25 protein-coding genes and 1 pseudogene are annotated in these 23,233 nt (G+C 48.3%); 5 read left to right on the top strand and 21 right to left on the bottom strand.

Going from position 1 to position 23,233, the window contains the following annotated elements; genetic code table 11:
- Window positions 1–82 precede the first annotated feature (82 nt).
- Window positions 83–409 (top strand): annotated as a pseudogene (gene tnpA, locus G340_RS16540) (IS200/IS605 family transposase); the annotation flags it as partial.
- Between the two features lie 208 nt (window positions 410–617).
- On the opposite strand, the gene G340_RS0107310 reads toward tnpA, so the two are convergent.
- Both G340_RS0107310 and G340_RS0107305 read right to left on the bottom strand, forming a co-directional pair.
- Window positions 618–2,018: a relaxase/mobilization nuclease domain-containing protein gene (locus G340_RS0107310; RefSeq protein WP_020073006.1), complete on the bottom strand. Its 1,401-nt coding sequence runs from the start codon at window positions 2,016–2,018 to the stop codon at window positions 618–620.
- A 79-nt stretch (window positions 2,019–2,097) separates the two neighbouring features.
- Window positions 2,098–2,397, bottom strand: a complete 300-nt coding sequence (locus tag G340_RS0107305) for a CD1845 family protein (RefSeq protein ID WP_020073005.1) — start codon at window positions 2,395–2,397, stop codon at window positions 2,098–2,100.
- Window positions 2,398–2,657: 260 nt separating this feature from the next.
- On the opposite strand from G340_RS0107305, the gene G340_RS0107300 reads away from it, so the two are divergent.
- Both G340_RS0107300 and G340_RS0107295 read left to right on the top strand, forming a co-directional pair.
- Complete coding sequence (locus tag G340_RS0107300; protein WP_020073004.1) at window positions 2,658–3,998, top strand: SIR2 family protein; 1,341 nt, start codon at window positions 2,658–2,660, stop codon at window positions 3,996–3,998.
- On the top strand, window positions 3,988–6,012 hold the full coding sequence (locus G340_RS0107295; RefSeq protein ID WP_027103904.1) for an ATP-binding protein: 2,025 nt from the start codon (window positions 3,988–3,990) through the stop codon (window positions 6,010–6,012). The genes G340_RS0107300 and G340_RS0107295 overlap by 11 nt, the downstream gene beginning before the upstream one ends.
- A 57-nt stretch (window positions 6,013–6,069) precedes the next feature.
- On the opposite strand, the gene G340_RS0107290 is transcribed toward G340_RS0107295, so the two are convergent.
- From G340_RS0107290 to G340_RS0107250, 9 genes are all read right to left on the bottom strand, one after another.
- Complete coding sequence (locus tag G340_RS0107290; RefSeq protein ID WP_020073002.1) at window positions 6,070–6,417, bottom strand: plasmid mobilization protein; 348 nt, start codon at window positions 6,415–6,417, stop codon at window positions 6,070–6,072.
- Window positions 6,414–6,596 (bottom strand): DUF4316 domain-containing protein, encoded by a 183-nt coding sequence (locus tag G340_RS0107285; protein ID WP_020073001.1) that lies wholly within the window; start codon window positions 6,594–6,596, stop codon window positions 6,414–6,416. The genes G340_RS0107290 and G340_RS0107285 overlap by 4 nt, the downstream gene beginning before the upstream one ends.
- A 51-nt stretch (window positions 6,597–6,647) precedes the next feature.
- Window positions 6,648–7,235: a defense against restriction DarA-related protein gene (locus G340_RS0107280; RefSeq protein WP_020073000.1), complete on the bottom strand. Its 588-nt coding sequence runs from the start codon at window positions 7,233–7,235 to the stop codon at window positions 6,648–6,650.
- Window positions 7,236–7,376: 141 nt separating this feature from the next.
- Window positions 7,377–7,754: a cysteine-rich VLP protein gene (locus G340_RS0107275; protein WP_020072999.1), complete on the bottom strand. Its 378-nt coding sequence runs from the start codon at window positions 7,752–7,754 to the stop codon at window positions 7,377–7,379.
- A 205-nt stretch (window positions 7,755–7,959) separates the two neighbouring features.
- Window positions 7,960–8,625, bottom strand: a complete 666-nt coding sequence (locus tag G340_RS0107270; RefSeq protein WP_020072998.1) for a DUF4366 domain-containing protein — start codon at window positions 8,623–8,625, stop codon at window positions 7,960–7,962.
- A complete protein-coding gene (locus G340_RS0107265) occupies window positions 8,622–8,891 on the bottom strand; it encodes a DUF4315 family protein (RefSeq protein ID WP_020072997.1) in 270 nt (89 codons plus the stop codon). The genes G340_RS0107270 and G340_RS0107265 overlap by 4 nt, the downstream gene beginning before the upstream one ends.
- A 21-nt stretch (window positions 8,892–8,912) precedes the next feature.
- Entirely contained in the window at window positions 8,913–10,469 is a 1,557-nt protein-coding gene (locus G340_RS0107260) for a C40 family peptidase (RefSeq protein WP_326522347.1), read from the bottom strand.
- A 406-nt stretch (window positions 10,470–10,875) separates the two neighbouring features.
- Window positions 10,876–13,239, bottom strand: a complete 2,364-nt coding sequence (locus tag G340_RS0107255; protein ID WP_029161778.1) for a VirB4-like conjugal transfer ATPase, CD1110 family — start codon at window positions 13,237–13,239, stop codon at window positions 10,876–10,878.
- The gene (locus tag G340_RS0107250; protein WP_020072994.1) at window positions 13,187–13,582 is read right to left on the bottom strand and encodes a PrgI family protein; all 396 of its coding nucleotides are present in this window, start codon (window positions 13,580–13,582) and stop codon (window positions 13,187–13,189) included. The genes G340_RS0107255 and G340_RS0107250 overlap by 53 nt, the downstream gene beginning before the upstream one ends.
- Before the next feature lie 64 nt (window positions 13,583–13,646).
- Between G340_RS0107250 and G340_RS0107245 the strand changes: the two genes are divergently transcribed.
- Window positions 13,647–14,078 carry a VOC family protein gene (locus G340_RS0107245; protein ID WP_020072993.1) on the top strand — a complete coding sequence of 144 codons (432 nt, stop codon included), beginning with the start codon at window positions 13,647–13,649 and terminating at the stop codon, window positions 14,076–14,078.
- 27 nt (window positions 14,079–14,105) lie between these two features.
- Here G340_RS0107245 and G340_RS0107240 read toward each other — a convergent pair whose 3' ends face one another.
- The 10 genes from G340_RS0107240 to G340_RS0107195 all read right to left on the bottom strand — a co-directional run bounded on the left by G340_RS0107240 (window position 14,106) and on the right by G340_RS0107195 (window position 22,294).
- Window positions 14,106–14,504, bottom strand: coding sequence for a DUF7007 domain-containing protein (locus tag G340_RS0107240; protein ID WP_020072992.1), 399 nt, complete (start codon window positions 14,502–14,504; stop codon window positions 14,106–14,108).
- A gap of 42 nt (window positions 14,505–14,546) precedes the next feature.
- Complete coding sequence (locus G340_RS0107235) at window positions 14,547–15,020, bottom strand: SpoVG family protein (protein ID WP_020072991.1); 474 nt, start codon at window positions 15,018–15,020, stop codon at window positions 14,547–14,549.
- A 48-nt stretch (window positions 15,021–15,068) separates the two neighbouring features.
- Entirely contained in the window at window positions 15,069–15,935 is an 867-nt protein-coding gene (locus tag G340_RS0107230) for a VirB6/TrbL-like conjugal transfer protein, CD1112 family (RefSeq protein WP_020072990.1), read from the bottom strand.
- Between the two features lie 11 nt (window positions 15,936–15,946).
- The gene (locus tag G340_RS0107225) at window positions 15,947–16,159 is read right to left on the bottom strand and encodes a Maff2 family mobile element protein (RefSeq protein WP_011988858.1); all 213 of its coding nucleotides are present in this window, start codon (window positions 16,157–16,159) and stop codon (window positions 15,947–15,949) included.
- 91 nt (window positions 16,160–16,250) lie between these two features.
- Window positions 16,251–18,083 carry a VirD4-like conjugal transfer protein, CD1115 family gene (locus G340_RS0107220; protein ID WP_020072989.1) on the bottom strand — a complete coding sequence of 611 codons (1,833 nt, stop codon included), beginning with the start codon at window positions 18,081–18,083 and terminating at the stop codon, window positions 16,251–16,253.
- Complete coding sequence (locus G340_RS0107215; protein ID WP_020072988.1) at window positions 18,073–18,546, bottom strand: PcfB family protein; 474 nt, start codon at window positions 18,544–18,546, stop codon at window positions 18,073–18,075. Before G340_RS0107215 ends, G340_RS0107220 begins: the two co-directional genes overlap by 11 nt.
- A 75-nt stretch (window positions 18,547–18,621) precedes the next feature.
- Window positions 18,622–19,419, bottom strand: coding sequence for a DUF6674 family protein (locus G340_RS0107210; RefSeq protein WP_020072987.1), 798 nt, complete (start codon window positions 19,417–19,419; stop codon window positions 18,622–18,624).
- Window positions 19,420–19,468: 49 nt separating this feature from the next.
- Entirely contained in the window at window positions 19,469–20,176 is a 708-nt protein-coding gene (locus tag G340_RS0107205) for an antirestriction protein ArdA (RefSeq protein WP_020072986.1), read from the bottom strand.
- The gene (locus G340_RS0107200) at window positions 20,169–20,522 is read right to left on the bottom strand and encodes a DUF7768 domain-containing protein (protein ID WP_020072985.1); all 354 of its coding nucleotides are present in this window, start codon (window positions 20,520–20,522) and stop codon (window positions 20,169–20,171) included. Before G340_RS0107200 ends, G340_RS0107205 begins: the two co-directional genes overlap by 8 nt.
- A 302-nt stretch (window positions 20,523–20,824) precedes the next feature.
- A complete protein-coding gene (locus tag G340_RS0107195; protein WP_020072984.1) occupies window positions 20,825–22,294 on the bottom strand; it encodes a ParB/RepB/Spo0J family partition protein in 1,470 nt (489 codons plus the stop codon).
- Window positions 22,295–22,644: 350 nt separating this feature from the next.
- Between G340_RS0107195 and G340_RS17225 the strand changes: the two genes are divergently transcribed.
- Window positions 22,645–23,229, top strand: coding sequence for a hypothetical protein (locus G340_RS17225; RefSeq protein WP_154653127.1), 585 nt, complete (start codon window positions 22,645–22,647; stop codon window positions 23,227–23,229).
- Window positions 23,230–23,233 lie beyond the last annotated feature (4 nt).

Genomic DNA, 23,233 nt, shown 5'->3' with positions numbered 1-23,233 from the left:
TGAACTTAATGGCAACCATAGCTCCATATATCTTGCCTCTGGAGTCGTATCATAGTACATCTCGGCAGCGAAATTACCGTAAATGCTTACAGTTTCACCATCATCACCGCACACAGACAGACATAATGACCACGTATTCACGCCGAAGTATCAGCGAAAGATAATCTATTATCAATTGAGGGACGACATACGGCAAATCATAAGAGATTTATGCAAAAGGAAGGGAATTGCGATCATAGAAGGACATATAATGCCCGACCATATTCATTTGCTTCTCTCAATTCCACCAAAATACAGTATATCGCAAATCATGGGATATCTCAAAGGAAAAAGTGCGATAATGATTTTCGATAGACATGCAAATTTAAAATACAAATTTGGTAATCGGAATTTTGGGGCGGAAGGATATTAAAAGCAAACCACAATTTTTGTGCCATTTTTGGGGCTTACGCTAACCCGCAAGCAGGGCAAGTGTATTGACACTTGCACATTTTTAAGAATTTCCCTGCGGTCAACTCTTAAAAATTGCTTGTTGGGGCAAGCCGCCCCAAACCCTGCGACTTCGGGCCAATTTGGCCCGAAGTCGGTGCGTTGCACCTCATGTTGCGTCATGTTCGCTATCGCTCCATTTCCTTATTTTTCTGCGCGTCCGTCAGGCCGAGCAGGTGGTCTATATTGCTTTTCACCGTAACAATTTCCTGCATGGCCTTTTTGGTTTCCCGGTACTCCCGGTAAGCCTTTTTCTTATCTGCCGATAACCGCTGGAACTCCGCTTTGAGCGTATCCATTTTGGGGAGCTTCGCCCCGGACAGCAAACGCCGGAAGATGTCCTGCGCCGCCCGGTAGGCGGCAATATCCGCTTCATGCTCCGCAAGATATTTCTTGCTGTACTTCGCCGCCTTGTACCCCTCAAATACAGAACGGGTTTTAGCATAATCCACCACCGCTGCCTTTAGCTCCGCATTGACACGCATAGCGGCTTCGGTGGCTTTTATGCTGTCTGAAAGCGTATGGAAACGGTCGGTAAGCTCCGCGGTCTTTTGCTCCAAATCTGCATATTCCAGCAAACCATTTTCCTGCAAATACTGTAAAGCTGCCGCCATCTGCTTGAGGTTGAATACCTTTGCCCAGCGTTCATAAGCCGGTCCTTTTTCGGCTTTCATACGGGCTTGAATATCCACAATCAGATTGACCTTGCGCCGTTCCTGCGGAGCGGCTTTTCCCTCAATCGCCGCTTGTATATCCTCCTGCCCGTAGCCCTTGCCAAGCGTAGAAGCACGGAGCCGGGTAAAGCGTTCCTGCCCCTCTGCCCGAAAGCTGATCGTGCCGCCGCGCCCCTGCTTGATTTCATAGCCAGCCGCCGTCATTGCCTGTAAAAAAGTGTCCATATCCGGCGGCTTCGTTGCAAGACAAATATCAATTTGTGCCTTTAATTTTTCTTGAAAGGTAGGCGGTTTATGACCTCCCAGCCATTCCCCGTAATGCTTGAATTTCCCCTTGCTGTGGCGTTTCGGATTGGTAATAACAGACAGTCCGTTTTCAAGGCATATCCGGTCGGAAAGCCGCCGCACCGCACGGGCAGAACCGATAAAATCCCGGAATTTCCGGGTGCAGTCCAGTGAGGTGGAATTGTAGTAAATATGGCAATGAGGGTGGGGGCGGTCAGCATGGGAAACCACGAAAAAGGCGTGTCGCCCTTTTGTCCAGCGCATAGCAAGGTCATAGCTGATTTTAAGAGCGGTTTCCGGGTCTGTTTCGCCGGGCGGGAATGCCTGTCGGATTTGATAATACAGCACATCATTCTCCCGTTTTTGCTCCCGCCCGGTAATAGCCTTATATTTTGCTTTGGAGAGTAAAAATTCTGCGTCAGCCGTGGCAGGGTCACATTCATAGGCAAGAATTAAATCTCCGTTGCGGGTCTTATCTGGATTTTTCCCGTAGTCAAAACCGTCCTTTAAAGTTTCCATAATGGTCATGCCACTTCCCGTGTGACGGGTCATAAGGCGGGTGGTTGCCATGTCGTTTCCTCCTTTCCTCGAAAAAACAACTTCGGGCCAAGTTGCCCCGAAGTTGCCCGGCAGTTCTGTTATGCCGCTGTTAGCTTACAATGAAAAAGCGAAGCGAATTGTTTAGGCTGTGCAGTCCGTCAATGAGGTATTCCGCAATGGCGGGAATCCCAAGGGGTGAAATTAAAAACGACAGGAACAGGAACACGCCGAAGCCCAGCTTTTCACCGCTTATCAGCAGGGCAATACTGATAAGAACGCCTATCCCGGAAACTACCTGTAAGAGAGCGGCGGCATAGCAGAACACAAATTCAATCATGGGTGTTATTATCGTCAACAGAACCACAAACGGCGCGGCGATAATCTTAAATATCAGCTTGATAAACTTCATAAAAAATCTCCTTTCATTGAGTGGCTTTCTTGTTGTATCCTACCTATATTTTACCATTTTGGGCAGGGTGCAACAATGTTGTCGAGGCCGCACCGATCTTGTCCCGGGACTTCGGGCCAAGTTGGCCCGAAGTCAGCTTGTTTATGTAAGGAAAATGCTGTATAATTAAATATAAATAAATTTTACCATTTTTTAAATTTGGTACATATTGCTGCTTTTGCAACGAAAAGGATGGATAAAGGCGAAGGAGAAGAACAATTATGAATATTGATGAAACATTGTATCAATCGATGCTCGAAAACCAGAATTGTTTAAAAATTAGCAGTAAGATTGAATTCCCTGTATTTGATAATTTCAATGGGGAAAAAGACTTACAGTCTATGCGTGAACAATATCGAAAGAGAATTGAACCGTGGCTTAGTGCAGCACTACAAACTGAACATTTATCTATGTTAATCGGCACTGGACTTACGATGGCAATCTGTTCTTCTGCTGATGTTAAGTCATCTTCTATGGCAAAGGCAAAATTTGGTGAGGACTTTTCTACTAAAATAAACACTTATGCTGAAAATGCCGCAAAGCAAATGGGAAGAGGTAATTATAATATTGAAGATCAGATACGAACCGCTTTATCCTTGCTTCATGGCTACGAAATAGATAATAATGATAAAGCAGCAAAGAAGCTTGGTGCTGAAATTGATATTGTTCTTACTGATTTTAGTAATAGTATTTTAGAAGCAGAAAAAAGTTTTATGACAGCACTAGAATCTTCAGATACTATCCAATCAGCTAAAGCAGAATTCGCACTATTTTTACTTAAGTCATTTATTACATCTTTCAGTAGTAGGACTGCAACCAGAGAGCGAACGCATATTTTTACAACCAATTATGATCGTTTTATAGAACTCGCTTGTGATTATTCAGGTATTAAAATTTTGGATCGCTTTTGGGGAAAAATTGTTCCCCGTTTTCAAGAAAGTCCAGCTACAATTGATTATTATTATCGGACACCAGATGCCAAAAATGAATTTCGCTATGCAGAAGGTGTTGTTCGTTATAGTAAAATTCATGGCTCTGTAGATTGGGTTAATAAAGATAATGCAATTTATAAGGATTGCCTTCGATTCGGAGCTGAAAAAGTTGAATTACCCAAAGATAAAACTTATCGTGACCATTTAATGATTTATCCTAATTCCATGAAATCAGTTGAAACAGCCTTATATCCATATTCGGAGCTCTTTCGTGATTTTAGCAGTGCAATATGTCGGCCAAATTCAACATTGGTGACATATGGATACGGATTTGGTGATACCCATATAAATAAAATCATAAAAGAAATGCTTAGTACTCCCTCTACGCATTTAATCATTATTTCCTATGGAATAGACGAACGTCTTGTTGGATTTTTAAGACAAATTAATCTTGCTCAAATAACATTACTCTGTGGTGGCGAGTTTGGTAGTATTGAAAATTTGGTACAATTTTATTTACCGAAAGCAGCTATTGACACGATAACTGAATCGGCAAGTAAACTCGTTGATGCTCGTAAAGGATATTTGGACAGAGCAGAGGTTAGTGCGGAGGTGGAGAATGAACTTTAATAATTATTCAGATAAATGTATCGGAATAGTAGACTCGGTTTCTCCTTCTGAAATTAAAGGTTTCTTATTGGATACTGCACCAACAAATGTTTCCATTACTGAGGGTAATATATCTTTATTCCCAAGAATAAATAGTTTTTTAACCATCCCTAATGAAACGGGGTGCTTAGTTGGCATGATTTCGTGGATAGGATATAATCATTTAAATGTAAATAGTGAGGTCAATCTTCCCCGGGGAGCGCGAATTATTTCGTTAAATATACTTGGTCATATCACAGCTACATTAAATGGCCTTGAATTTGAACGAGGAGCATTTACCTTACCTACTGTAGGTGACCCTATTCTTCTTCCTGACCCGGAGCAAATGGATACTATCATTGAAAACCATGATGAAGAATCCATCACAATTGGAACGTCACCATTAGCTGGTAATAGGGATGTCCGTATTTCTGTTAATGAACTTTTTGGGAGACATCTTGCTGTGCTCGGAAACACAGGAAGTGGAAAATCCTGTACGGTTTCTGGATTGATAAGGTGGTCAATAGAATCAAGTGAAAAAGCTGGTCAAAAATCTCCAAATGCTCGATTTATTATCCTTGACCCTAATGGAGAATATAAACATTCATTTGATAATTTAAATGTTGATGTAACACATTGTACTGTAAAGGATTTGGATAAATCCAGTTCTTCTCAACTGCGGATTCCTGCATGGATGTGGACAAGTTCTGAATGGGCTAGTGTATTTCAAGCAAGTGATAAAACACAAAAGCCTTTATTGCGTGAAGCTCTTAGAGATTTAAAAGCAGCAAACCAAGATTGTACTAAATTCAGCAAAGAAACTGTAACTGGAGATCGTATTAAAATTTTTATTTATAAATTGGAATGTTTTCTGCGTGAATCCATCGTTTCTCAATCTCATTTATCTAATGAAAGGACAAAATTCGGTAAAGAACTTAAGGCTAGAGTTGAAACGCTAAGGCTCGAAGTTCTAAAGCTTGAGGAAACGAACGATTATAAAACAGATTTAATAAATTTTTGTGACACTACTGATACTACAATTCAACAATATCAAGGTACATATAACGGAAATTTGTACTACAATATTTTCCCCGCGCAAGATGTTCAAATAATTCTTAGTAATACTATAGGTATCTCTGGTACTTTTGGAAAAGCAAGCGAAAACTTAACATGTAATGAAGATGATCCTATAGAATTCCCCATTGAAAACCTTGCCCCCTATATCGCTGCACTTGCAAATGATACCCAAGTGGCACAATATATTGATTTTATGACTATAAGAATTAAGAGTATTCTTCGTAATTCTGTACTGTCGCCCGTCATTGGAAACAATCCACAAATCACTTTGTTAGACTGGGTAAATTTATTCTTGGGTGAATCAAAAGAAAAGAAGGCAAAAATTTGTATTATTGATTTATCCCTATTACCTTCAAACATAGTCCATTTGATGGTTTCGGTCATTGCAAGGCTAATTTTTGAAGCATTGCAGAGATACCGAAAACACTATGAAAAGGAACTTCCAACACTATTAATTATGGAAGAGGCTCATAACTTTATAAAAAAGTATTCTGACAATAATGATAATTCGTCAGAAAAACTATGTACACAAGTATTTGAGAAGATAGCGCGTGAAGGTAGAAAATTTGGTTTGGGACTTGTTGTTTCTTCACAGCGTCCTTCCGAATTATCCCCGACAGTTTTATCACAGTGTAATTCTTTTATCTTGCATAGAATCGTAAATGATCGTGATCAAGATATGGTCAGGAGAATGGTTCCAGATAATATGGGAAATATTTTATCAGAACTCCCCGCTTTACCAACTAAAAAAGCTATTATTTTAGGTTCTGCCGTTTCAATTCCTACTGTGGTAGATATTAAAGATATCCCTTCACAAAACCGGCCTAAATCGGACACTCCAGATTTTTGGAAAGTTTGGACACATGCCGAAGAGCGTTCCCTGGATTGGAAACCAATTGTTGACACTTGGCAAGGCTAATTACCTGCTAAAGTAAAAGCGGGGAGCGACGGCATGTGCCAACGCTCCCCGCTTTTCTTATAGCTCCACTATCGCCGTAAGCTGTTTGAGTACCTCTGAAACCCGGCCCCATAGCTCGGTATAATCTTTTTGCAGAGCGGTAATTTCGGACGGATAAATGCCGTAGGTGTTGGCATGAATGGCAACCTGATTCAGATTGTTGGCACATCTGCGTTGCAGGGAAACCAGCTCCCGGACAGGGGAAATGTCAATATTTAACACATAGCCATTGAGCGCCATTTTTCGGATATAGGCGCTTAAATTCTGTGTTCCGGCCTGTGCCATACGCTCCTGAATGGCAGCGTATTCATCATCACTCACCCAAACATAAAGGGGAACGCCGCGCCTGCGTTTGGGGCGACTCACCGTTCCTCCCGTTCCCGGCTCCGGTGTTTTGCCGGCGGCTCCTTTACCCGGTCTTTCGGCCTTTCCTCCGGCATGGTCTGCGGAACAGGCAGAGGGGCATTATTTGGAATCCCATCAATCATATTGTAATTCTGCTCGATCGAAAGCTCTGCATTTTTTAAATAGTTATCCTTTTCCATTCTCAAAAAACCTCCTTTTTAGTGACTTCGGGCCAAGTTGGCCCGAAGTGATTACCTGTCTTTCTCTGCGCTTTTTTGGGGAGCAGGACGGGCGGCATTGTCCCGTGCCGCCTGTTTTGCTCCCTCTGCCAGCCGGGCGGTAATTGATTTACTTTCTCCCGGTTCCCGCATGGGAGCTTTTCTGTCGGGATTGCCGGGAGCTGCCCGAAGCTCATAATCGCCAATCTGCTTTTCTGTCAGAGGTGCGTCATACACAAGATAGCCCCATGCCAGAAAGCGGCCCTGTTCCACACTTTCCGGCTTATCAAAATTCACAAGGTATAACGGGCCGTTCTCCGTTTTGGGGAACGTGCCAATATCCACCGGCCTTTGTGTAGAATAATATCGATAAGCCGATTTTTCGGATACGCGGTAGTCATGATGATATTCGGAAACACGGTTCTCATAATCCCTTGTGGCGGCGGCTTTATCGGTGGTATAGTGCCCCCAATAATAATCGCGCCTGCCGCTTGCGTCCTCGGTAAACTGCCATGTGGCAAAGGGCTGTACCGCCTGCGGATTTTCCCCAAGAGCAAAACCCCGGTCATTCTCAAAGGCAATGGCCCGTTTGATTTCATATCCTTTTACGTTATCGCTCATTTTTCCCTCCGTTCTCATACATGGAAATGTCACGCTGTTACCCGCAAAAAGTGGGGGCAGGAAGCATAGATACCTTTTCCTTGAAACCGGCGCCGGAAAGCCCCGGAAATCAAGGCTTTTGGGGGCAAACTTCGTGACACCTTACCCCCTGTTTTTGCGCCTGTGCCGCTGTTGGCGGCGGCGGTCTGCTTCGCGTTTTCCTTTCCGGCGGCAGGCTTCGGAGCAATAGGCCTGACTGGTAACAGGAAGATAGGCCGCCCCGCAGACCGGGCAGGTCTTACGGGAAAGCACCGTAGGGTTTCCGGCTAAATCAGCTTCCAGCACCGGGTTAAGCGGAAGCACGGCCTTTTGAAAATATTTGCAGTATGTGCCCGTCCAGCATTTATCCATCATATAACAGCCGCCGTAATCAAGGGGCAGACAGCCATATTCCGGGTCATAGTTGGCGCATATCCCTGTTACCAGCCTGCGGATTGCGGCGTGTTCCTGGCGGGTCAGTTCCCGGGGTTCGGCACTCATACGTCTGACTTCGGGCCAAGTTGGCCCGAAGTTCCCTCCCTTTGCGGCAAAATCAAATCCCGGTAGCAAACGCCCACGCAGACAGAGCCGTTCCAATAACTGCAATCCCGGCAAGGGGAGCCTTTCGGCGGCTTGCGCGGTGGAACCGGGCGACAGGGACGGGGCTTTTCTTTCATCATTTTTTCATAGGGGCTGTTAGTAAAGTTCATGCGTCCTCGTCCTCCCCGGTATCCGAATCCTCCCCATCCACTTCCCACGGAGGGGTATCGTCCTCCTGCTCGTCGTAAGGGTTGGTTTCGTATTCGTCAAATTCGTCCTCTGCCAAAGCGGCCTGTTCCTGCTTCGGGCGATAAATCTTAAAGTAATATCCGGCCCCGCCGCCAATCACTACAACCGCCAGCACCAGCAGGAGCATGGTAGTATTGCTTTTTTGCTCCAATTCCGCAGAGGTTTCTAAAGAAGTTTCGGAGCTTATGTCTGTTTCAGAACCGCTTTCCGGTTCGGGAGTAGAAATAGCGGCGGTTTCATTTTCCACGGTATCCTCGGATTTTTCCGCAAGAGCCAGCAGGTCTTTTTCCGTCACGGCATTCAGAAAATACACATTGTCCATTTCCCGCTGAAGGTCAATCACGAGGTAAAATACATTTTCGTCCGGGGTGGTGATGGTGTAGAATTGCTTGCTGTCCTCGTCCGTGGCGGTATTGACTACGGTTCCCGTTCCGGCTGGGGTAAAGGGATTGGTTTCAGAAGTCGCCGGAGCTTCCGTTACTTCCGGGGTTTCCTCACCGCCGCTGGCATAGGCCACAGTGCTAAAGGAAAATACCATTAAAAAAGCGGCGCACAGCACCGCCATCATACGAAATTTCTTCATTCTTCGATTTCCTCCTTTTCAGTTTGGGCGGGTACTGCGGACTTCGGGTTAAGTTGGCCCGAAGTAGCCCCGCCTGTCTTTGCCACTTTCAGCAGGTCGGCAAGGTCGGTCAGGGAAATATCCATGCCGCGCACCGCGTCCACAATTTCCAAATTTTCAAGCTCGATTTTCTGCTTTTCCAGCTCCCGCAGCTTTGTTTGAAACTCATTGATTTTTTCCTTTGTTTTCTGTATGTCCTTGCTGACACGTTCAATTTTCGCGTTCAAAAAATTACCTCCTATGTTTCGTTAGGGCAAACGCCCATAGCCTAAAAAGTGACTTTGCCAGTAGCTTGTATTGATAGAAGCGTACTGTATGGGAGAGCCGCAATGGATCATCATGCCATTTCCTACGTAAATTCCCACATGGCTTGCGCCCGGAGTGTCGTAGGTGCCTTGAAAGAAAATCAGGTCGCCGGGCTGTGCTTCGCCCGGTGGGATATGGGAACAGAAATTGAAAAGCCCCGTTGCGGTCGTTCGCCCCACGCTTCCCACACCAGACTGATTGATGACCCAGCACACAAAGCCCGAACAATCAAAGGAAGTGGAGGGAGAAGAACCGCCCCAAACATAGGGATAGCCTAAATATTTCTCCGCTTCCGCAATCAGAGCGGCAAATTCCGGGTCGGCCAGAGCTTGTGGCGGTATGTCGTAATCGGTGTATTCTCCGGCATGGGCGTAAATATTGCCCTCAAACAGATAAGGGCGGTTGCCTTTGGTCTTTTGGTAAATGGCATAGCGTTCCGACTGCTCCGGGTCGAGATTGGTAAGAGCTACAGCCCCCAATGACTTATTTTTTAAAGACACATTGAGGATATAGTAATCATAGGGAACCTCGTAGGTGTCGGTATGGGTTTCGCCGTTTTCGTCCGTCCAAGTATCGGTTTCCGTGCGGTAGCGTACCTCCACCGTTTCCGTGATGGTCAGGATATACTGTTGCCCGAATAGGGCTTGCAGTTCGGTCTGTACCTGCGCCGGGGTGTAGCCGCCGTATTTGGCGGTCAGATAGGAAGCCAGCTCAAAGGGGTCATGCCCGATTTCGTCCACGGAATAGCGGTACTCGTCATAGTCTGGATAATCGCTTTCTATTCGGGAGAGCCGATCCCGTAAATCCTTTTCCAGTGCGGTATAGCTTTCGTCCACAGCTTCAATATCGCTGTCCGACGAACCGTAGGAAGTGCCGCCTACAACGCTAATCAGGCCGTTGCCAATGGTGGTGATTCCCGCCATGCAGGATTGCAGAACCACAATCAGCAGGAACAGCACCAGCCCAAGCAATAGAATTTTGGGATTGCGCTTTACAAAGGCCGCAACCGTTCGGGCAATTTTTTTTGTGAACCTCACCGCTTTTTTGCCCTGCTTTACCGCTTCCTTTGCCTGCTTTCGGTACTGCTTTTTTAGCTGTTGCTTCTGCCAGAACCGGGAAACCGGATTGCTTTGCAAGCCCGGATTTTCCTGCACAAGCTGGCGGTAGGTGTAATCGGCTCTTGCGCTGATATGTCTGCTTTCCCACTTGCGAACCTGCCGAGCGGGACGGGTTCTGATACGGTGATTGATAAAGCGTGTACCGCCCCAGATAAGGTGTTCCCCGGCAAGCTCCGTTTTGTGGGCGGCTTCCGTTCCCATATTTTCATGCTCCACTTCATGGATTTTTCCATGCACATACCGCCATGGCTGATACTGGACGGCACGGCTGATGGTTTTGACTGGGCCGGGATTTTTCTGCGGCTTCTGATTCGCCAACTTTTCACGGGCGGTATTCAGCTTATTGCCGCTTTTTTCCATACGGAGCTTTGATTTCTCCATACGCTTGCTGTCCGGCGGGGTGTCCGTTTTTTCATTACCGGGCGGCGGCTCCCCGTCATGCCGCAGACGTTCCGAGGGGCGGGGTTTCTTGCTGTCCTGTCGGAGCTTTCCCGACTTCGGGCCAACTTGGCCCGAAGTGGCAGGGGCAACGGATTTTGGTGGTATGGTGGTGTCCGGGGTGACTTCCTCATCAAACTGTAATTTTCGTTTTTTCGTATTAGGCGGGGCAGGGTCAGAGCGATTACCCACAGGCGGCGAAGCTCCCGATGGGTCGGAGGTTTGCGGCGGTGTTTCCCCGGCAGTTTCCTTTTTCGGGATAGCTCGCTTTTCTGACTTCGGGCCAAGTTGGCCCGAAGTTCCCGCCTGCCCTTTTGGCGTAAACCGCAAGCGGCCCGGCCTGCCCGTATCACGCATTTTGGACCTCCCGTATGTCCTCTGGCCTTGTGGTTAGCAGATTGTAGATTTCTCCACGGGGGAAACGGTCTACAAAGGGAATGGTGGTATTGCCGAAGAACAAAAGCCCTTCCCCTGAATTACTGTGGGCGATATACGAAAGCTGATGTTCCGATATACCAAGCTGTTTAGCGAGGATTGCCCGGTCGCCCTGCGCCTGTGACAGCAGTATCATAAAGTCGCTGTTTTCCAAGATATTTTCGATTTCCCGGCTGGCTAAAAGGTCTTTTACATTCTGCGTGAGGGCACTCGGTACACAGCCCTTTTTCCTCAGCATCTTCCAGACACGGACGAAATAACTGGCACTTAGGGCATCTTGCAGGAGAATATGAAATTCATCATAGTAGCACCAGGTCGCAAGGCTTCTGGAAAAGTTTTTGTCTACCGCCTGTGTCACCAGCTCATTTGTGATGTGCATGGCGATTTTGCGTAGGTTTTCGCCCATGCTTTTCAGCACGATACAGGTAATACGGCTATCGGTCTGCACGTTGGTAGGGTGGTTAAACATATTGAGGGAGCCGGTGCAGTAAAGCTCCAAGGCGGTTGCAATCCGTCTGGCTTCCGGTTCGGGCTGTTTGCACAGGGTTTCATACAAATCTTGCAGAAGCGGCATTTTCCCGTCCCCGATACCAAGGGCAAGCTCCCGGTACACCAAGCGCACACAACGGTCAATAACCGTTTTTTCAATGGGCTGTAAGCCCTCCTTGCCGCCGATAATCAACTCACATAAGGACAATAAAAAATCCGCTTTCATCGAAAGCGGGCTGTCCTCTCCGGCTAAGTTCAATTTTAAGTCCATTGGGTTGATGTGATGGGGGCTGTTGGGCGATATTTCTATGACCTCACCGCCAAGCCGCCTGACTAACGGGGCGTATTCGCCCATTGGGTCTACCACGATAATGCGGTCTTTGGTGGCAAGGAATACGTTGATTAGCTCACGCTTTGCGGCAAAGCTCTTGCCGGAGCCGGTGCTTCCAAGATACAAACCATTGGCGGATTTCAGCTTTTTGCGGTCTGCCATAATCACATTATGGGAAAGAGCGTTCATTCCGTAGTATAAAGCCTGCCCGTCCATGCGAAGCTCCTGCGTCATAAAGGGAACGAATATCGCCGTAGAGCTTGTTGTCATACCCCGCTGTATCTCGATTCCGTTGTACCCAAGAGGGAGCGAGGACATAAAGCCCTGTTCCTGCTGAAAATCCAGCCGTTTGAGAAAGCAGTTATATTTCTGCGTAATGCCCGACACCGTGAAAATATCGTTTTCCAACTGCTGGCGGGTGGGGGCTGTGTTCACCACAAGAAACGTGAGAAGAAACATTCGCTCGTTACGGCTCTGTAAATCTGCCAAGAGTGCCGCCGCGTCCTTGCTGTAAGTGAGCAAATCCGGGGGCAGAATATCAATGTCATACCCGGCTCTTGCGGCTTTTTTCTGCTCGTCCATTTTCATACGGTCTATGTCGGTCAGCTTTGCCTTGACCGTTTTTACCGCTTTGGTCTGGTCTACCGTCTGGATATGCAGGGTGATGGTCATTTCTGCGTCCACCTCCAAAAGCTCCGCTAACAGCTTGTCGGAAAGCTCCGAAGCCATAATCTGCATATACAGAGCCGCGCCCCATGTAGTCCCCACACGAAAGGCGCGGCTTTGGCGAAAATCAAAGGAAGTGGGAGCAATGAAGTCCTTTGTTCCCATGCCGGTTTTGGGTATCATATCCCAAGAGAAAATAAATTTTTCCTTTCCTCCGGGGTGTAGCTGGCTGTGCAGCACTTCCAGGCGTTCCCGCCCGGAAAGGGTTGCCGACTGTACGCCCAGCTTCTTGAAGTTCCCCACAATATCTGCTTCGATTCGCTCCAAGCGGGGCCGAGCCGCCGCTATCCCGTCTGCTTGAATCCCGAATGTAATGTATTTGGAGCGGACAATGCCGTTGTTGCTTTTGGCAATCTGGTTTTCCAGCATGGCGGTAAATTCACCCCGGATACTGTTAAAATCATCGTCCTGCGGGGAAATGTTCACGCTGTAACGGTTCTCCGGGCGGGAGCGGTGATTGATAAAGGAAAGCTGAAAGGGTAAGGCGCTGTCAAAGTAATTGAGAAAGCCGCAGTACCCGTCAAAAATGGTGCTTTGGTCGTCACTGGAAGCAACAGCATAGTTAATATCTTCATAGGAAAGGGTCTTTGTGTAGTAGCCCTCCCGCACCTTGCAGATACCGTCTTTCAGCATTTCCTTATAGGGAATGGTCTGCTGTGCCGACTGCGGCCCACGCCTTTTAGGCTTTCCGCTTTTTACAGGAATGGGCGGGCGTTTTGTTTCTTGTGCCATTGGGTGAAACCTCCTTTCCGGGTTTGCTTAGGTAGGAATAGAAATTCTGTGTCTGGTAGGGGCGTGTACGGGGCCACAGAAATTTGGAGCGGACAATATTTCGCACCACCTTTTCCAGCGGTTGTCCGTCACGCTCATACATGGCAATAAGAAAGCAAGGGAGCATTAGGGCAATCATCAGAAGCATGGCCCCGGTATTGCCAATGGCGGTACGGGTAAAAAGATAGGTCGGAATCCCGACTACCGCCGCCGTTCCGAAGCATAGTAGCTGGCGTTTGGTAAGATTGAACGCCACTTTGGTTTTTATTTTCGATAAATCATTTGGTACGCTTACATATGCCAATGAAAAATCCTCCTTTCCGGGTGTTTTCATGGTATAATTTAGAGAAAAAGCAAGGAGTGTTTTTATGGAAACATTGAATACAAAAGGGTTGTTGCCGATTGCACTTGACGCTGTTGTGTTGGAGTGCAGGGACGCAGCCGCTTTATCTGATTTTTATATACGGCTTCTCGGCTGGAAGAAAAACCATGTGGAAGAAAACGAGTGGACGGATATTATTTCGCCCTCTGGCGGTGTAAAAATCGCCTTTCAGCAAAATCCAGACTACGTTCCGCCCGTATGGCCGGACGAGCCGAGCGCACAACAGCAAATGGCACATTTGGATTTTACGGTACAAAATCAGGAGCAGTTGGAGCTTGCCGTACAGCACGCGCTTTCCTGTGGGGCAGTAAAAGCCAATATACAATATGGCGAAGCCACTTCACCGGAAAGTGAATCCTTATGGACAACTATGCTTGACCCAGCAGGGCATCCCTTTTGCTTTGTCATTTGGTCGTAACTTCGGGCCAACTTGGCCCGAAGTTCATTATCGCTCTGCGCTGTGAGTGGAAACCGTCTGCCGGGCCGGGGTCTTTTCAAGCCCGGCCTGCCGTACCCGCCAATAATCCGGGTTGTGTTCCCGAAGTGACTGATTGATGTTTTCCTCAAAAGCCACCTTATCCTTAATACGGTCAGGAACCGCCCACAGCTTTTTATCCAAAAGCTCCCGCAGGGCAACATCTTCCTGCGTATCTTCCTCAAAGCAGAGAAAACCGCTGTGACGGAAGCCGCACTTGATAGCGGCAGGAGAAAGCACCGCCGCCATATCCTTTGCAACCATTGTCCCGCCGTGACTGGCGGTACTCACAAGAAACACGCCGGGGCAGAGCATATCACAGGTCTGCACCTTGCCCCACGGCGATTGTTCCGGCTGTTGGTAAAGCATAGAATCCTCCTTTCCGGCACTTCGGGCCAAGTTGGCCCGAAGTTACCTTTCTGCATTTTGGGCCTTACTGGCCTTTGCCGTAGTAGAACGGGCGGCGTTTTCCTGTGCCGCCTGTTTGGCTCCCTCTGCAAGCTGTTTCGGGATAGACTGCTTTTCGGGGGAAGCAATGGCAGCGGCGCGGGTCTGCAACTTTTCAAGCTCCGCATGGTAAGCTGCTGTCACGGCTTCGGTCAGCTCGGCGCGGAACTCTTTTGTGATGGGGCGGGACGTATCCCGGTAGCCGGTCTTGCTGGTCTTATCCGGCTTGCTCGGCATACCTACAAAAATGCCCTTGTCGTTTTGCAAAATCTTGAAATCGTCAATTACAAAGCAGTCGTTCAGTTTCAGACTGGCAAAGCCTACAAGATTGCCTTTGGGTTCAATGAGCCGGGCGGTAACGTCCAGCTTCAGCGGCAAAGCCGCCTGTCCGGGTTGCGGTTCCGCTTCCTGCGGAACCGGTGTTTTTTCGTTGCTCATAGTAAAAAATTCTCCTTTCTCACTTCGGGACAAGTTGGCCCGAAGTTATCAGTGCGCTCCAAAAATGGATTTCGCAAGGCTTCCCGTTTTGAACATAGTAAAGCATAGCAGAACCGTATAGCCAATAACCGTCCATATGGCTCCAATGGGGTCGCCGCCTACGGCGATACTCTGCACCAGCTTTGCGTAAATTCCCACGCATACCAAAATCAGCAAGCCTTGAAAGCCCACGGCGCACAGGGATTTCAGATAGTTCTGACCCATGCCGCCGATTTCCCGGTTGACCAAGGTCGCTATTGGCACAGGGGCTAAACTGGTGAGTAGGTAAATTTCAATCATTCTGCCGTACACAATGACAAACACAACAATGTTAATTACTACGACTACTATTCGTATCAGGAAAGATTGCATCCACAGGCCAAGCAGAGGGCCGATTTCCATTGTCATGAGTTGGGTTTCCAAGCTATCCAGCATATCGGAGCTTACCGCCGTGTTTCCTGCAATCACGCCCCCTGCGTTGTTAATGACGCTTTGGGAAACATCAAATACTGCCATTACGATATTGAACGTGTTGGAAAGGAGCAGTACCGCGACAAAGGTCTTGAATATCCACTTGAAGAAAATCCATGTGTCAATGTCGTGCAGGTTGTTCCGCTCAATCAGCATTTGTATCAGCTCATAGCACATGACAAAGGTAAGCACCAGTCCGGCAATCGGCAAGACAACCGTTTCGGAAAGCTGCCGTATGAGGGAGAACACGCCGGGGTTCCAGTTCCCCGGCGTAGTTCCCACCTGTGTTGCAATCTCTCCGATCTGGTCGTTCACATTCTCAAAAAGACCGCTTAAATTGCCCATGATACCGTCTATCAGCAGGCCCTTTATCCATTCGTTAATCCAGTCGGTGAGAAAATCCATACCGGCCTACCTTAAAACAGGCTGGAAAGCATAGGTACAAGCGTTGTTCCCAGCAGGATAACGCCGCCCCCGGCCATGAGCTGCTTGATTCCTTGCGATTTCGCACCCGGATTGTCCGACCCGTAACCTTCTAAAAGGTTAATCACGCCCCACACGGCAAGGCCCGCGCCCAGAGCTACAACAAGGGTCTGTAAGGTACTAACTGCACTCGTAAAAAATCCCATAATCTGGTTACCTCCATGTTTTCATATTGTTTTCGGGTATAAAAAAACCGCCATCTCTGGTGGCTCCACTTCGGGCCAACTTGGCCCGAAGTTATGCAAATGCTTCCGGGTCGTCCACATCATCATAGTTGAGAATGTCCTCGTTCTCGTCTATGGCGGCGGTTTCCCCGTCGGCACTTACTTCATAAACGGTATACTGCTCATTGGGACTGAGCTTTTTCATGCGGCGGTTTACCAGCTTTGAAGCGTCAAAAGCGTTGCGCTTGTCGGCTTCGGCGGTATACCTGTAATTGGGGTGCTGTTTCAAATCGTATTTCGGGGAAAGGAACGGACGCAGACCGCGAAGCTGTAAAATGCACTTGTTGCCCGGCATAGTGGTCAATTCGTCCATTGTCATAAGCTCCTTGCCAAGCCGCTGCATATTCTGTCCGTAGCTTTCCGACTGGCCCCGTGTCCGGCTTTCTGTCTGCATGGAAATGGTTTCTTTCCCCAAGACCTCCGAAAGCTCCTTGATGGTGGAATGTTCCCGCCCACCAAGAAAAATCACGCTGTCCATATTCCCCATAATGGTTTCAGCGTGGTCTTTGTATAAGGCTTTGAGTTGGCTTTGCGCCTGTAAAAACAGGCACAGGGAGATTTCACGGGAGCGGATAACGGCAACCAGTTTTTCCAGTTGAGGCACTTGTCCTGTATTAGCGGCTTCGTCCCATAGCACCCTTACATGATGGGGGAGCCTGCCGCCGTATTTGCTGTCAGCCCGTTCGCACAAAAGATTGAACATCTGCGAAAAGGCAAGAGCAACAATAAAGTTGTAGGTCGTATTGGTGTCGCTGATGATGAAAAAGGTGGCGGTTTTCTTATCACCCATGCGGTCAAGCTCCATTTCGTCATAGCTCATAATCTCACGGAGCTGTCCAATGTCAAATGGGGCTAATCTTGCTCCGCAGGAAATCAGGATACTTTTAGAGGTTTTTCCGCTGGCGAGCTTGAATTTCTTGTACTGGCGCACCGCAAAATGGTTGGGATTGCGCTTTTCCAAGCCAAGGAACATATAGTCCACGGCGTTCTTGAAATTTTCATCATCTTCCCTTGTTTCCATGCTGTTCAGCATATCTACAAGGGTATTGATATGACGTTCTTCCTCCGGCCCCTCAAAGACGATATAGCCGATTAAAGCACAATAAAGCAAGGTTTCTGCTTTCGTCCAGAATGGATCGCCCTCTTTACCGTCGCCCTTTGTGTTCTCAATCAGAGCGTTTACAAACTTCAAAATATCGCTTTCCGTCTTTAAGTAGGCCAGCGGGTTATAGTGCATTGACCAGGCAAAATCAATGGAATTGAATACCTTGATTTTGTAGCCCTGCTTTTTCAGAAAAGAGCCGACCTGCTCTAAAATGCCGCCCTTTGGGTCAACCACCACATAGGACGAATGAGCCTGTAAAAGCTGTGGGGTCAGCCAAAAGCGAGTTTTCCCGCTTCCGCTGGAGCCTATGATACAGCAGTTAAGGTTTCGGGCGTTGGCGGGATTGGCGGGTCGGGTATTCATGGTAAGAAGCTCTGTCCCGGTTAGTATCACGTTGTTGCTGAATTTTGGGTCGATAAAGGGCTTGATGTCCTTTGCCGTTCCCCACCGGGCCGAGCCATATTCCACATCCCTCCGAAACTTTTTTGCGTTTTTTACCTTATACCATACCACCAGCCGGAGTATGACCGCCCCGGCAAGGCCAATGAGCCAATCGGACAGCACAAAGCCCGGCGCAAAGGAAGCAAATGCCGGGCTTATGGTTTTTATCATGCCAACCAGCTTATTTCCGAAGTCTGCACCTGCCGCAAGGCGGTAGGCTGTGCCGAGCTTTAGAAAGAACCACAGCACGAACAGATAGGGAACATTGGGAATCACATATTTACGGATTTTATCGTTCATTCCGCGTCACCTCCCGTTTTCGTTCCTTTTGGTGCGGTTTGGTACGCTCCCTGTCGGCAAAGTTTTTCAGTTGTTTCAGAATAGAGGGGCGGCGGCTCTTGCCCCGGTTCAGCACCAGCTTTGTGTATTCGCCAAAACAGGCGGTTATTGCGTCTGCCTGCCCGGCTTTGAAGAATAACAAATATTTGTCCGGCCCGGTTTTGTGAAAAGCATAATCTACATTGTATTTCCGGGCTACACGGTCAAACAGCTTCGTATCCCCGGACAAATCAAGGCTGTTCGTAGAAACGCCGTGGTTCATCAGCTTTTTTACGCTCTGTCTGCCCTGTGGTGTCTGCCGTTTCTGATGGCTCTTTTGTATCTGCCGGAGTGCTGCCGCCAGCACCTTTGCCAGCGTCCGGCCCGTCAGCTTTGTGGCATTGACGGATAGGGCAACCGTCCGGCGTTCAATATCTTCCTGCATGAAATTCCTCCTTTCCTGCCAGATATGGCAATCGTATAGGCGGGAGGACTTCGGGCCAAGTTGGCCCGAAGTGTGTTACCTCTCCGCATTGACAGGGCGGGGGCGTTCTGTGGTGGGAGCGTCCTTTTGTGCCTGTGCGATTTTTTCATTGTGGGTCGCAAGAGCTTCCCGGATAGAGGGCTTTTTCTCTGCCGCCCGTTCTTCCAACCGTGCCAGCGTATTCAAAGATTTTTCTATATGGCTTTTTATACTGGAAAAATGGGAACGCTCCGCACGGAATGGAGCGGATATGACCGCCGCCAGCTTGCCGGGCTGTTTTACTTCCTGTGCCGCTTCTCTGCCGAGCATGACCCGGCCCATGTTTTTCAAATGCCGCCCGGCTTGATGGTATTCGGTGCTGATTGCTTCGATTTTGGCAATAGCCTTATCGTCGTACTGAATATCCTTTGTGAGCATATCCCGCATGGCTTCTAAAGTGGGGCGCACCTTGAAGAACCGGGCTACGTTATCCAGCGCGGAAATGCCGGTTTCCTTAAAAGCGGTAACGGCGTTCTTACAACCGTCTATGACGCTTTGCTTTAGCTCCGCCAATTTATCCCGCAAGTCCAATACCTGCCCCTGCATAACAATGACCGCCTTTTGCAAAGCAGTCTTAACCGGGTGGTTCTGTTCCTGTGCTGTTCGGAGTTCCTGCCGCATGGCGGCAAGCTCCTTTACAGCGGCGTCAAGCTGTTTTTCCATTGCTCCGACCTGATGCAGAACCGCAAGAAAATCTTTTGTGGACGGGGAATTGTTTTCCCGCAATATCGCCAAAAGCTCTTTCACATGCTCATTTTCCAAAAGCGGTTCAGTGGTAGTTTTCGTTTTTGCCATAGGCTTTAACCTCCTTTCACACTTCGGGCCAAGTTGGCCCGAAGTGGCTTTACCGTTCCTCACAGGCCGGGGCAATGTGAGCCTTTTGCGGAGCGGGCGCGTTGTCAATCATCTGCTGATACTGTTTGAGGGTGTCACGAATAGAAAGCTTTTCCGGTTTGGGATAAGCAAAAATTCGGTGTTCCTCCGGTAAATCGTCCCTGCCGCTGTAAAACTCGGTAAAGCTGTCGCCTGTCCGCACCACATAGCCGCCATCTGTAAAGCGTCCGTCCTCGTCCATGCTCATATCCCGTCCGTAGGCTTCGTAATCAATGTAGTTTGTTAAATGCTCTGGGATTTCCAGCGTACACATTTCATCAATATAGAATCGCCCCAAATCTTCCTCATTCTCAATCCCGGCGTAAAACTCAAAACAATCCAGATTTTGCGTAAGGTTAATTAGGGCGGGTACACTGTTGTACTCCCCGAAGTCCACGGCGGCAGAAAACTTTTCTAACTCCCATTCCTCCATATCATCCAGCAGGGAAGCCAGATAGTTCAGCTCGTCAATGCTTTCATATTCGCCCAAGCAGTCACGCAGGCCGGGTACGTCGGTTTCATAATTGGTAATGAAAATTTCCTCATACCCCACACCGTCCACATGGATACGCTTCAAAAGAGCCTGCACTTCCTCGGTGGTGGCGGGGAGCTTTAAAGGCTCCCCGTCCAAATATCCCTCGTTATACCGTCCAAGATTGGTAACAAAGGCTTCAAGCATGGTCTTTTTCCTGTCCCTGCGTTTTCACGGTCAGAATCCCGTCCAGCGTGGTTGCCGTGATGTTCAGCCGCCCGGCAACGGCAATGTCGTTTTTCACGTCCTCGTCAATATCGCTTCCGCATACGACAAGCACATGAGAGCGGCGCAGGAGATCCCGGCTCATATCAATGCCGCTTTTATGTTCCTCCGGGATTGCGTCATTGAGAAAAAGCGGAAGATACAGGGTCGGGCAAACCGGGGAAAAACCGGCTTCGTAAACTGCCCGGCAATACTGCGCCGCCTGTTTGGTATCCGTATCGTGATTGCCGCACCACGCGGCAGTAATGTATGCTAAAGGTCGTTTCATGATTTAAGCACCTCCGTTCTTGTTGCGCTGAATGTGTCAACCTATCCCCCCGCCCTTTCCACGCTTTGGAAAGGGCGCGGCTCAAAGGAATCTATATCCCCGTCGCTTGACTGCCTTAAAGCATAACCGGGAGAAATCCGTCAAGAGTGCGAAGCACCGCCTACGGCGGCAGGCTCTTGACCGATTTTCCCGGTTATGCTACCTGATATATGGCGACGGGGAATATATTATATCCTTAGAGCTTTGGGGTGCGGGGCAAAGCCCCGCATACACAGACTTCGGGTCAACTTGACCCGAAGTGCTTATTTTTCCTGTTCGGCTTTCTTTTGAGGAGCCGAAACCTCTTTCAGTTTTGCCTTGTTTTCCTCAAGCAGCTTCATAATGGTATCCTTCATTTCGCGGGGTGTTTTCTCCTTGCCGAAATACTGGGAAAGTTCCTGACTTGAAATAATCACTTTGTCTGCCTCCTTTTTTTCTTCTAACATGATTCCGTCAATCACATCGGGGTTTAACAGCTTCTTTTGGTCAAGGTCACGCATACGCTGTGCCTGTGAGAGCGAGGGAGCCGACTGCTGGCCCTCAATAGCGATAGCAATATACCGCTGATTTTTGGGCTTGATAAACGCAAGCTCCACCGCGGGAGTGAACGCGATTTTCTTTTCGTCCACCATTTTCATAAGGTCGAGAACCAGCTCATTGAGCTTGATATACCGCTGAACCTGCTTGACGGTCATTTTGTTGCGCTCGGCTACGACCTCATTGGAACGCTGTCCGTTGCCGGTTCGCGCACCCTGCCGCTTGATGGCTTCCAACTGCATTTGCAGGGCTTTGGCCCGTTCGCTGGGCAGGATATTTTCACGCTGATTGGTGTTGTCCTCTACCATCTGCGTGATGGCCTGTTCGTCCGTCATGTTGCGGATAATACAAGGCATATCCGCAAATCCAGCTAATTCGCTGGCTTTCTGGCGGCGGTGACCTGATACGATTTCATAGCCGCCATCTTCACGGGGGCGCACAATGGCAGGCTGGGTAACGCCCTTGTCCTTAACGCTTTCCACCATAGCCGCCATTTCTTCATCATTACGAACCTGAAACGGGTGGTCTTTGAAAGCGTGAAGCTCGAAAAGATTAAGGTAAACAATCTGTTCCTGTTCGCCGGGGCGGGGTGCTTCCCTCGGTTCGGGCGGCAGCTCCGGGGCAGAGGGCGGCGTTTCCTGCTGTGCCTGTTCCTTAGCTTGCGGGAAAGCAGAAGCCCCGCCGCCAATTTCTGCGGTCTGTTTCGGTTTATCCGGTTTCTCCGACTTTACGGCCTTTGGTGCTTTTTCCTGTTTGACAGGGCGGGCAGGCTTTTTGTCTGCTTTTTCGGTGGTTTTAGGTGGACGGCCTTTCGGTTTTCTGCCCGGTTGTTCCGGTTTTGCCGCTTTTTCTGCTGGCTCCGCTTCCTGTTTTTCGAGGGTAGTCTGTTCCGCTTCCTTTACCGCCGCCTGTTTCCCGGAAACAATCTCATTGATTTTGTCAAAGGAAACCACCACATCACCGGGGGCGGGAATGTCAATGCGATTAGGTTCTTCCGGTCTGTCCTTATCGGATTCAGACAGGGCGGTTTCGTCCTCACGGGGAAGTGCCGCTGTTTCCTCGGCGGTCTTTTCCGGAGCAGGAGCTTCTCCGCCAATCTCCGGCATGGGAGCAGGCGTGTTTTTTTCTTCTGCTGTTGCTTCCTGGGCCGGGGCGGTTTTTACTTCGTCCGGCTTGTTTGGCTCATTTTTTGTCATGCGTTTTTCCTCCTTATCTGTTTTATGTCATGAAAAAAGGGACTTGATTTTTTAGGTCAAGCCCCAACGGGATATTTGCAATCCCTCCTTTCAATTTCGGGTCAAGTTGACCCGAAGTTCCGCTATCCAGATACAAAAATACCGCCCATCTTGTCCAATTGGGCGGTATCCTGTGTAATGTGATAGCTCATATTTTATTTTAGTATTCCCTTATCCCGCATAGAATAAGGGTTTTTGCAGTTTTCCTAATACATTTGGCTCATATTACCGCACCATCAAGAATAAATCCAGCAGACAAAAAGAGGATATGGCTAAAATTGAACGGTGTTACCATAACACAGATCAGGCAAATGATGGAGATGAATGATTTTAAGCATCTGCTCAAGCAATATCCAGAATATATCACGAAGGAGCAATTTCGTATCATTGCCCATATCAGTAAACAAACCGCACGGTTTCTATTGACCTGTGGATTAATTCCATGCCAGCATAGCGGAAAGAAAACCCGCTGCTATAAAACTAAGCTGACAGATGTAATTGATTATTTAGAGAGCCGCGAGCAGTGTCCGGCACTATACAGTCCGTCCAACTATCCACTTTTCAAAAAAGTAACGACTGGCAGACGGCTTGCTGTTAATCCAGAGGAATACCCTCTGCTTCGAGAATACCTGCTCACCACCTTGGCAGATTATCCGGATGCTATGTTCCCAGAAGATGTGGCAAGGTATACTGGCTTTCAATCTGCCAGCGTTCGTTCTTGGGCAAACAGTGGTAAGCTGAAGTATATACCCTTTCCACCAATGATTATTGTCCCTAAGGAGTATCTGCTGGATTTTCTTGCATCCAAGGATGGGTTAAATCGAAAAAGTCGAACGGTGGTTTTTAATGACCTTATTAATGGATTTTTAGTCTGGAAACTGAAACATAGAAAGTGAGGCA

The sequence above is a fragment of the Faecalispora sporosphaeroides DSM 1294 genome (assembly GCA_000383295.1).
GTDB classification, from domain to species: Bacteria; Bacillota; Clostridia; order Oscillospirales; family Acutalibacteraceae; genus Faecalispora; species Faecalispora sporosphaeroides.
This window is presented reverse-complemented; position numbering and strand designations above follow the sequence as displayed.

Coding starts and splice junctions, on each gene's coding strand:
- G340_RS0107310 (WP_020073006.1), bottom strand. CDS start 2,018: ATGGCAACCACCCGCCTTATGACCCGTCACACGGGAAGTGGCATGACC.
- G340_RS0107305 (WP_020073005.1), bottom strand. CDS start 2,397: ATGAAGTTTATCAAGCTGATATTTAAGATTATCGCCGCGCCGTTTGTG.
- G340_RS0107300 (WP_020073004.1), top strand. CDS start 2,658: ATGAATATTGATGAAACATTGTATCAATCGATGCTCGAAAACCAGAAT.
- G340_RS0107295 (WP_027103904.1), top strand. CDS start 3,988: ATGAACTTTAATAATTATTCAGATAAATGTATCGGAATAGTAGACTCG.
- G340_RS0107285 (WP_020073001.1), bottom strand. CDS start 6,596: ATGGAAAAGGATAACTATTTAAAAAATGCAGAGCTTTCGATCGAGCAG.
- G340_RS0107280 (WP_020073000.1), bottom strand. CDS start 7,235: ATGAGCGATAACGTAAAAGGATATGAAATCAAACGGGCCATTGCCTTT.
- G340_RS0107275 (WP_020072999.1), bottom strand. CDS start 7,754: ATGAGTGCCGAACCCCGGGAACTGACCCGCCAGGAACACGCCGCAATC.
- G340_RS0107270 (WP_020072998.1), bottom strand. CDS start 8,625: ATGAAGAAATTTCGTATGATGGCGGTGCTGTGCGCCGCTTTTTTAATG.
- G340_RS0107260 (WP_326522347.1), bottom strand. CDS start 10,469: ATGGAGAAATCAAAGCTCCGTATGGAAAAAAGCGGCAATAAGCTGAAT.
- G340_RS0107255 (WP_029161778.1), bottom strand. CDS start 13,239: ATGGCACAAGAAACAAAACGCCCGCCCATTCCTGTAAAAAGCGGAAAG.
- G340_RS0107245 (WP_020072993.1), top strand. CDS start 13,647: ATGGAAACATTGAATACAAAAGGGTTGTTGCCGATTGCACTTGACGCT.
- G340_RS0107240 (WP_020072992.1), bottom strand. CDS start 14,504: ATGCTTTACCAACAGCCGGAACAATCGCCGTGGGGCAAGGTGCAGACC.
- G340_RS0107235 (WP_020072991.1), bottom strand. CDS start 15,020: ATGAGCAACGAAAAAACACCGGTTCCGCAGGAAGCGGAACCGCAACCC.
- G340_RS0107230 (WP_020072990.1), bottom strand. CDS start 15,935: ATGGATTTTCTCACCGACTGGATTAACGAATGGATAAAGGGCCTGCTG.
- G340_RS0107225 (WP_011988858.1), bottom strand. CDS start 16,159: ATGGGATTTTTTACGAGTGCAGTTAGTACCTTACAGACCCTTGTTGTA.
- G340_RS0107220 (WP_020072989.1), bottom strand. CDS start 18,083: ATGAACGATAAAATCCGTAAATATGTGATTCCCAATGTTCCCTATCTG.
- G340_RS0107215 (WP_020072988.1), bottom strand. CDS start 18,546: ATGCAGGAAGATATTGAACGCCGGACGGTTGCCCTATCCGTCAATGCC.
- G340_RS0107210 (WP_020072987.1), bottom strand. CDS start 19,419: ATGGCAAAAACGAAAACTACCACTGAACCGCTTTTGGAAAATGAGCAT.
- G340_RS0107205 (WP_020072986.1), bottom strand. CDS start 20,176: ATGCTTGAAGCCTTTGTTACCAATCTTGGACGGTATAACGAGGGATAT.
- G340_RS0107200 (WP_020072985.1), bottom strand. CDS start 20,522: ATGAAACGACCTTTAGCATACATTACTGCCGCGTGGTGCGGCAATCAC.
- G340_RS0107195 (WP_020072984.1), bottom strand. CDS start 22,294: ATGACAAAAAATGAGCCAAACAAGCCGGACGAAGTAAAAACCGCCCCG.
- G340_RS17225 (WP_154653127.1), top strand. CDS start 22,645: ATGATGGAGATGAATGATTTTAAGCATCTGCTCAAGCAATATCCAGAA.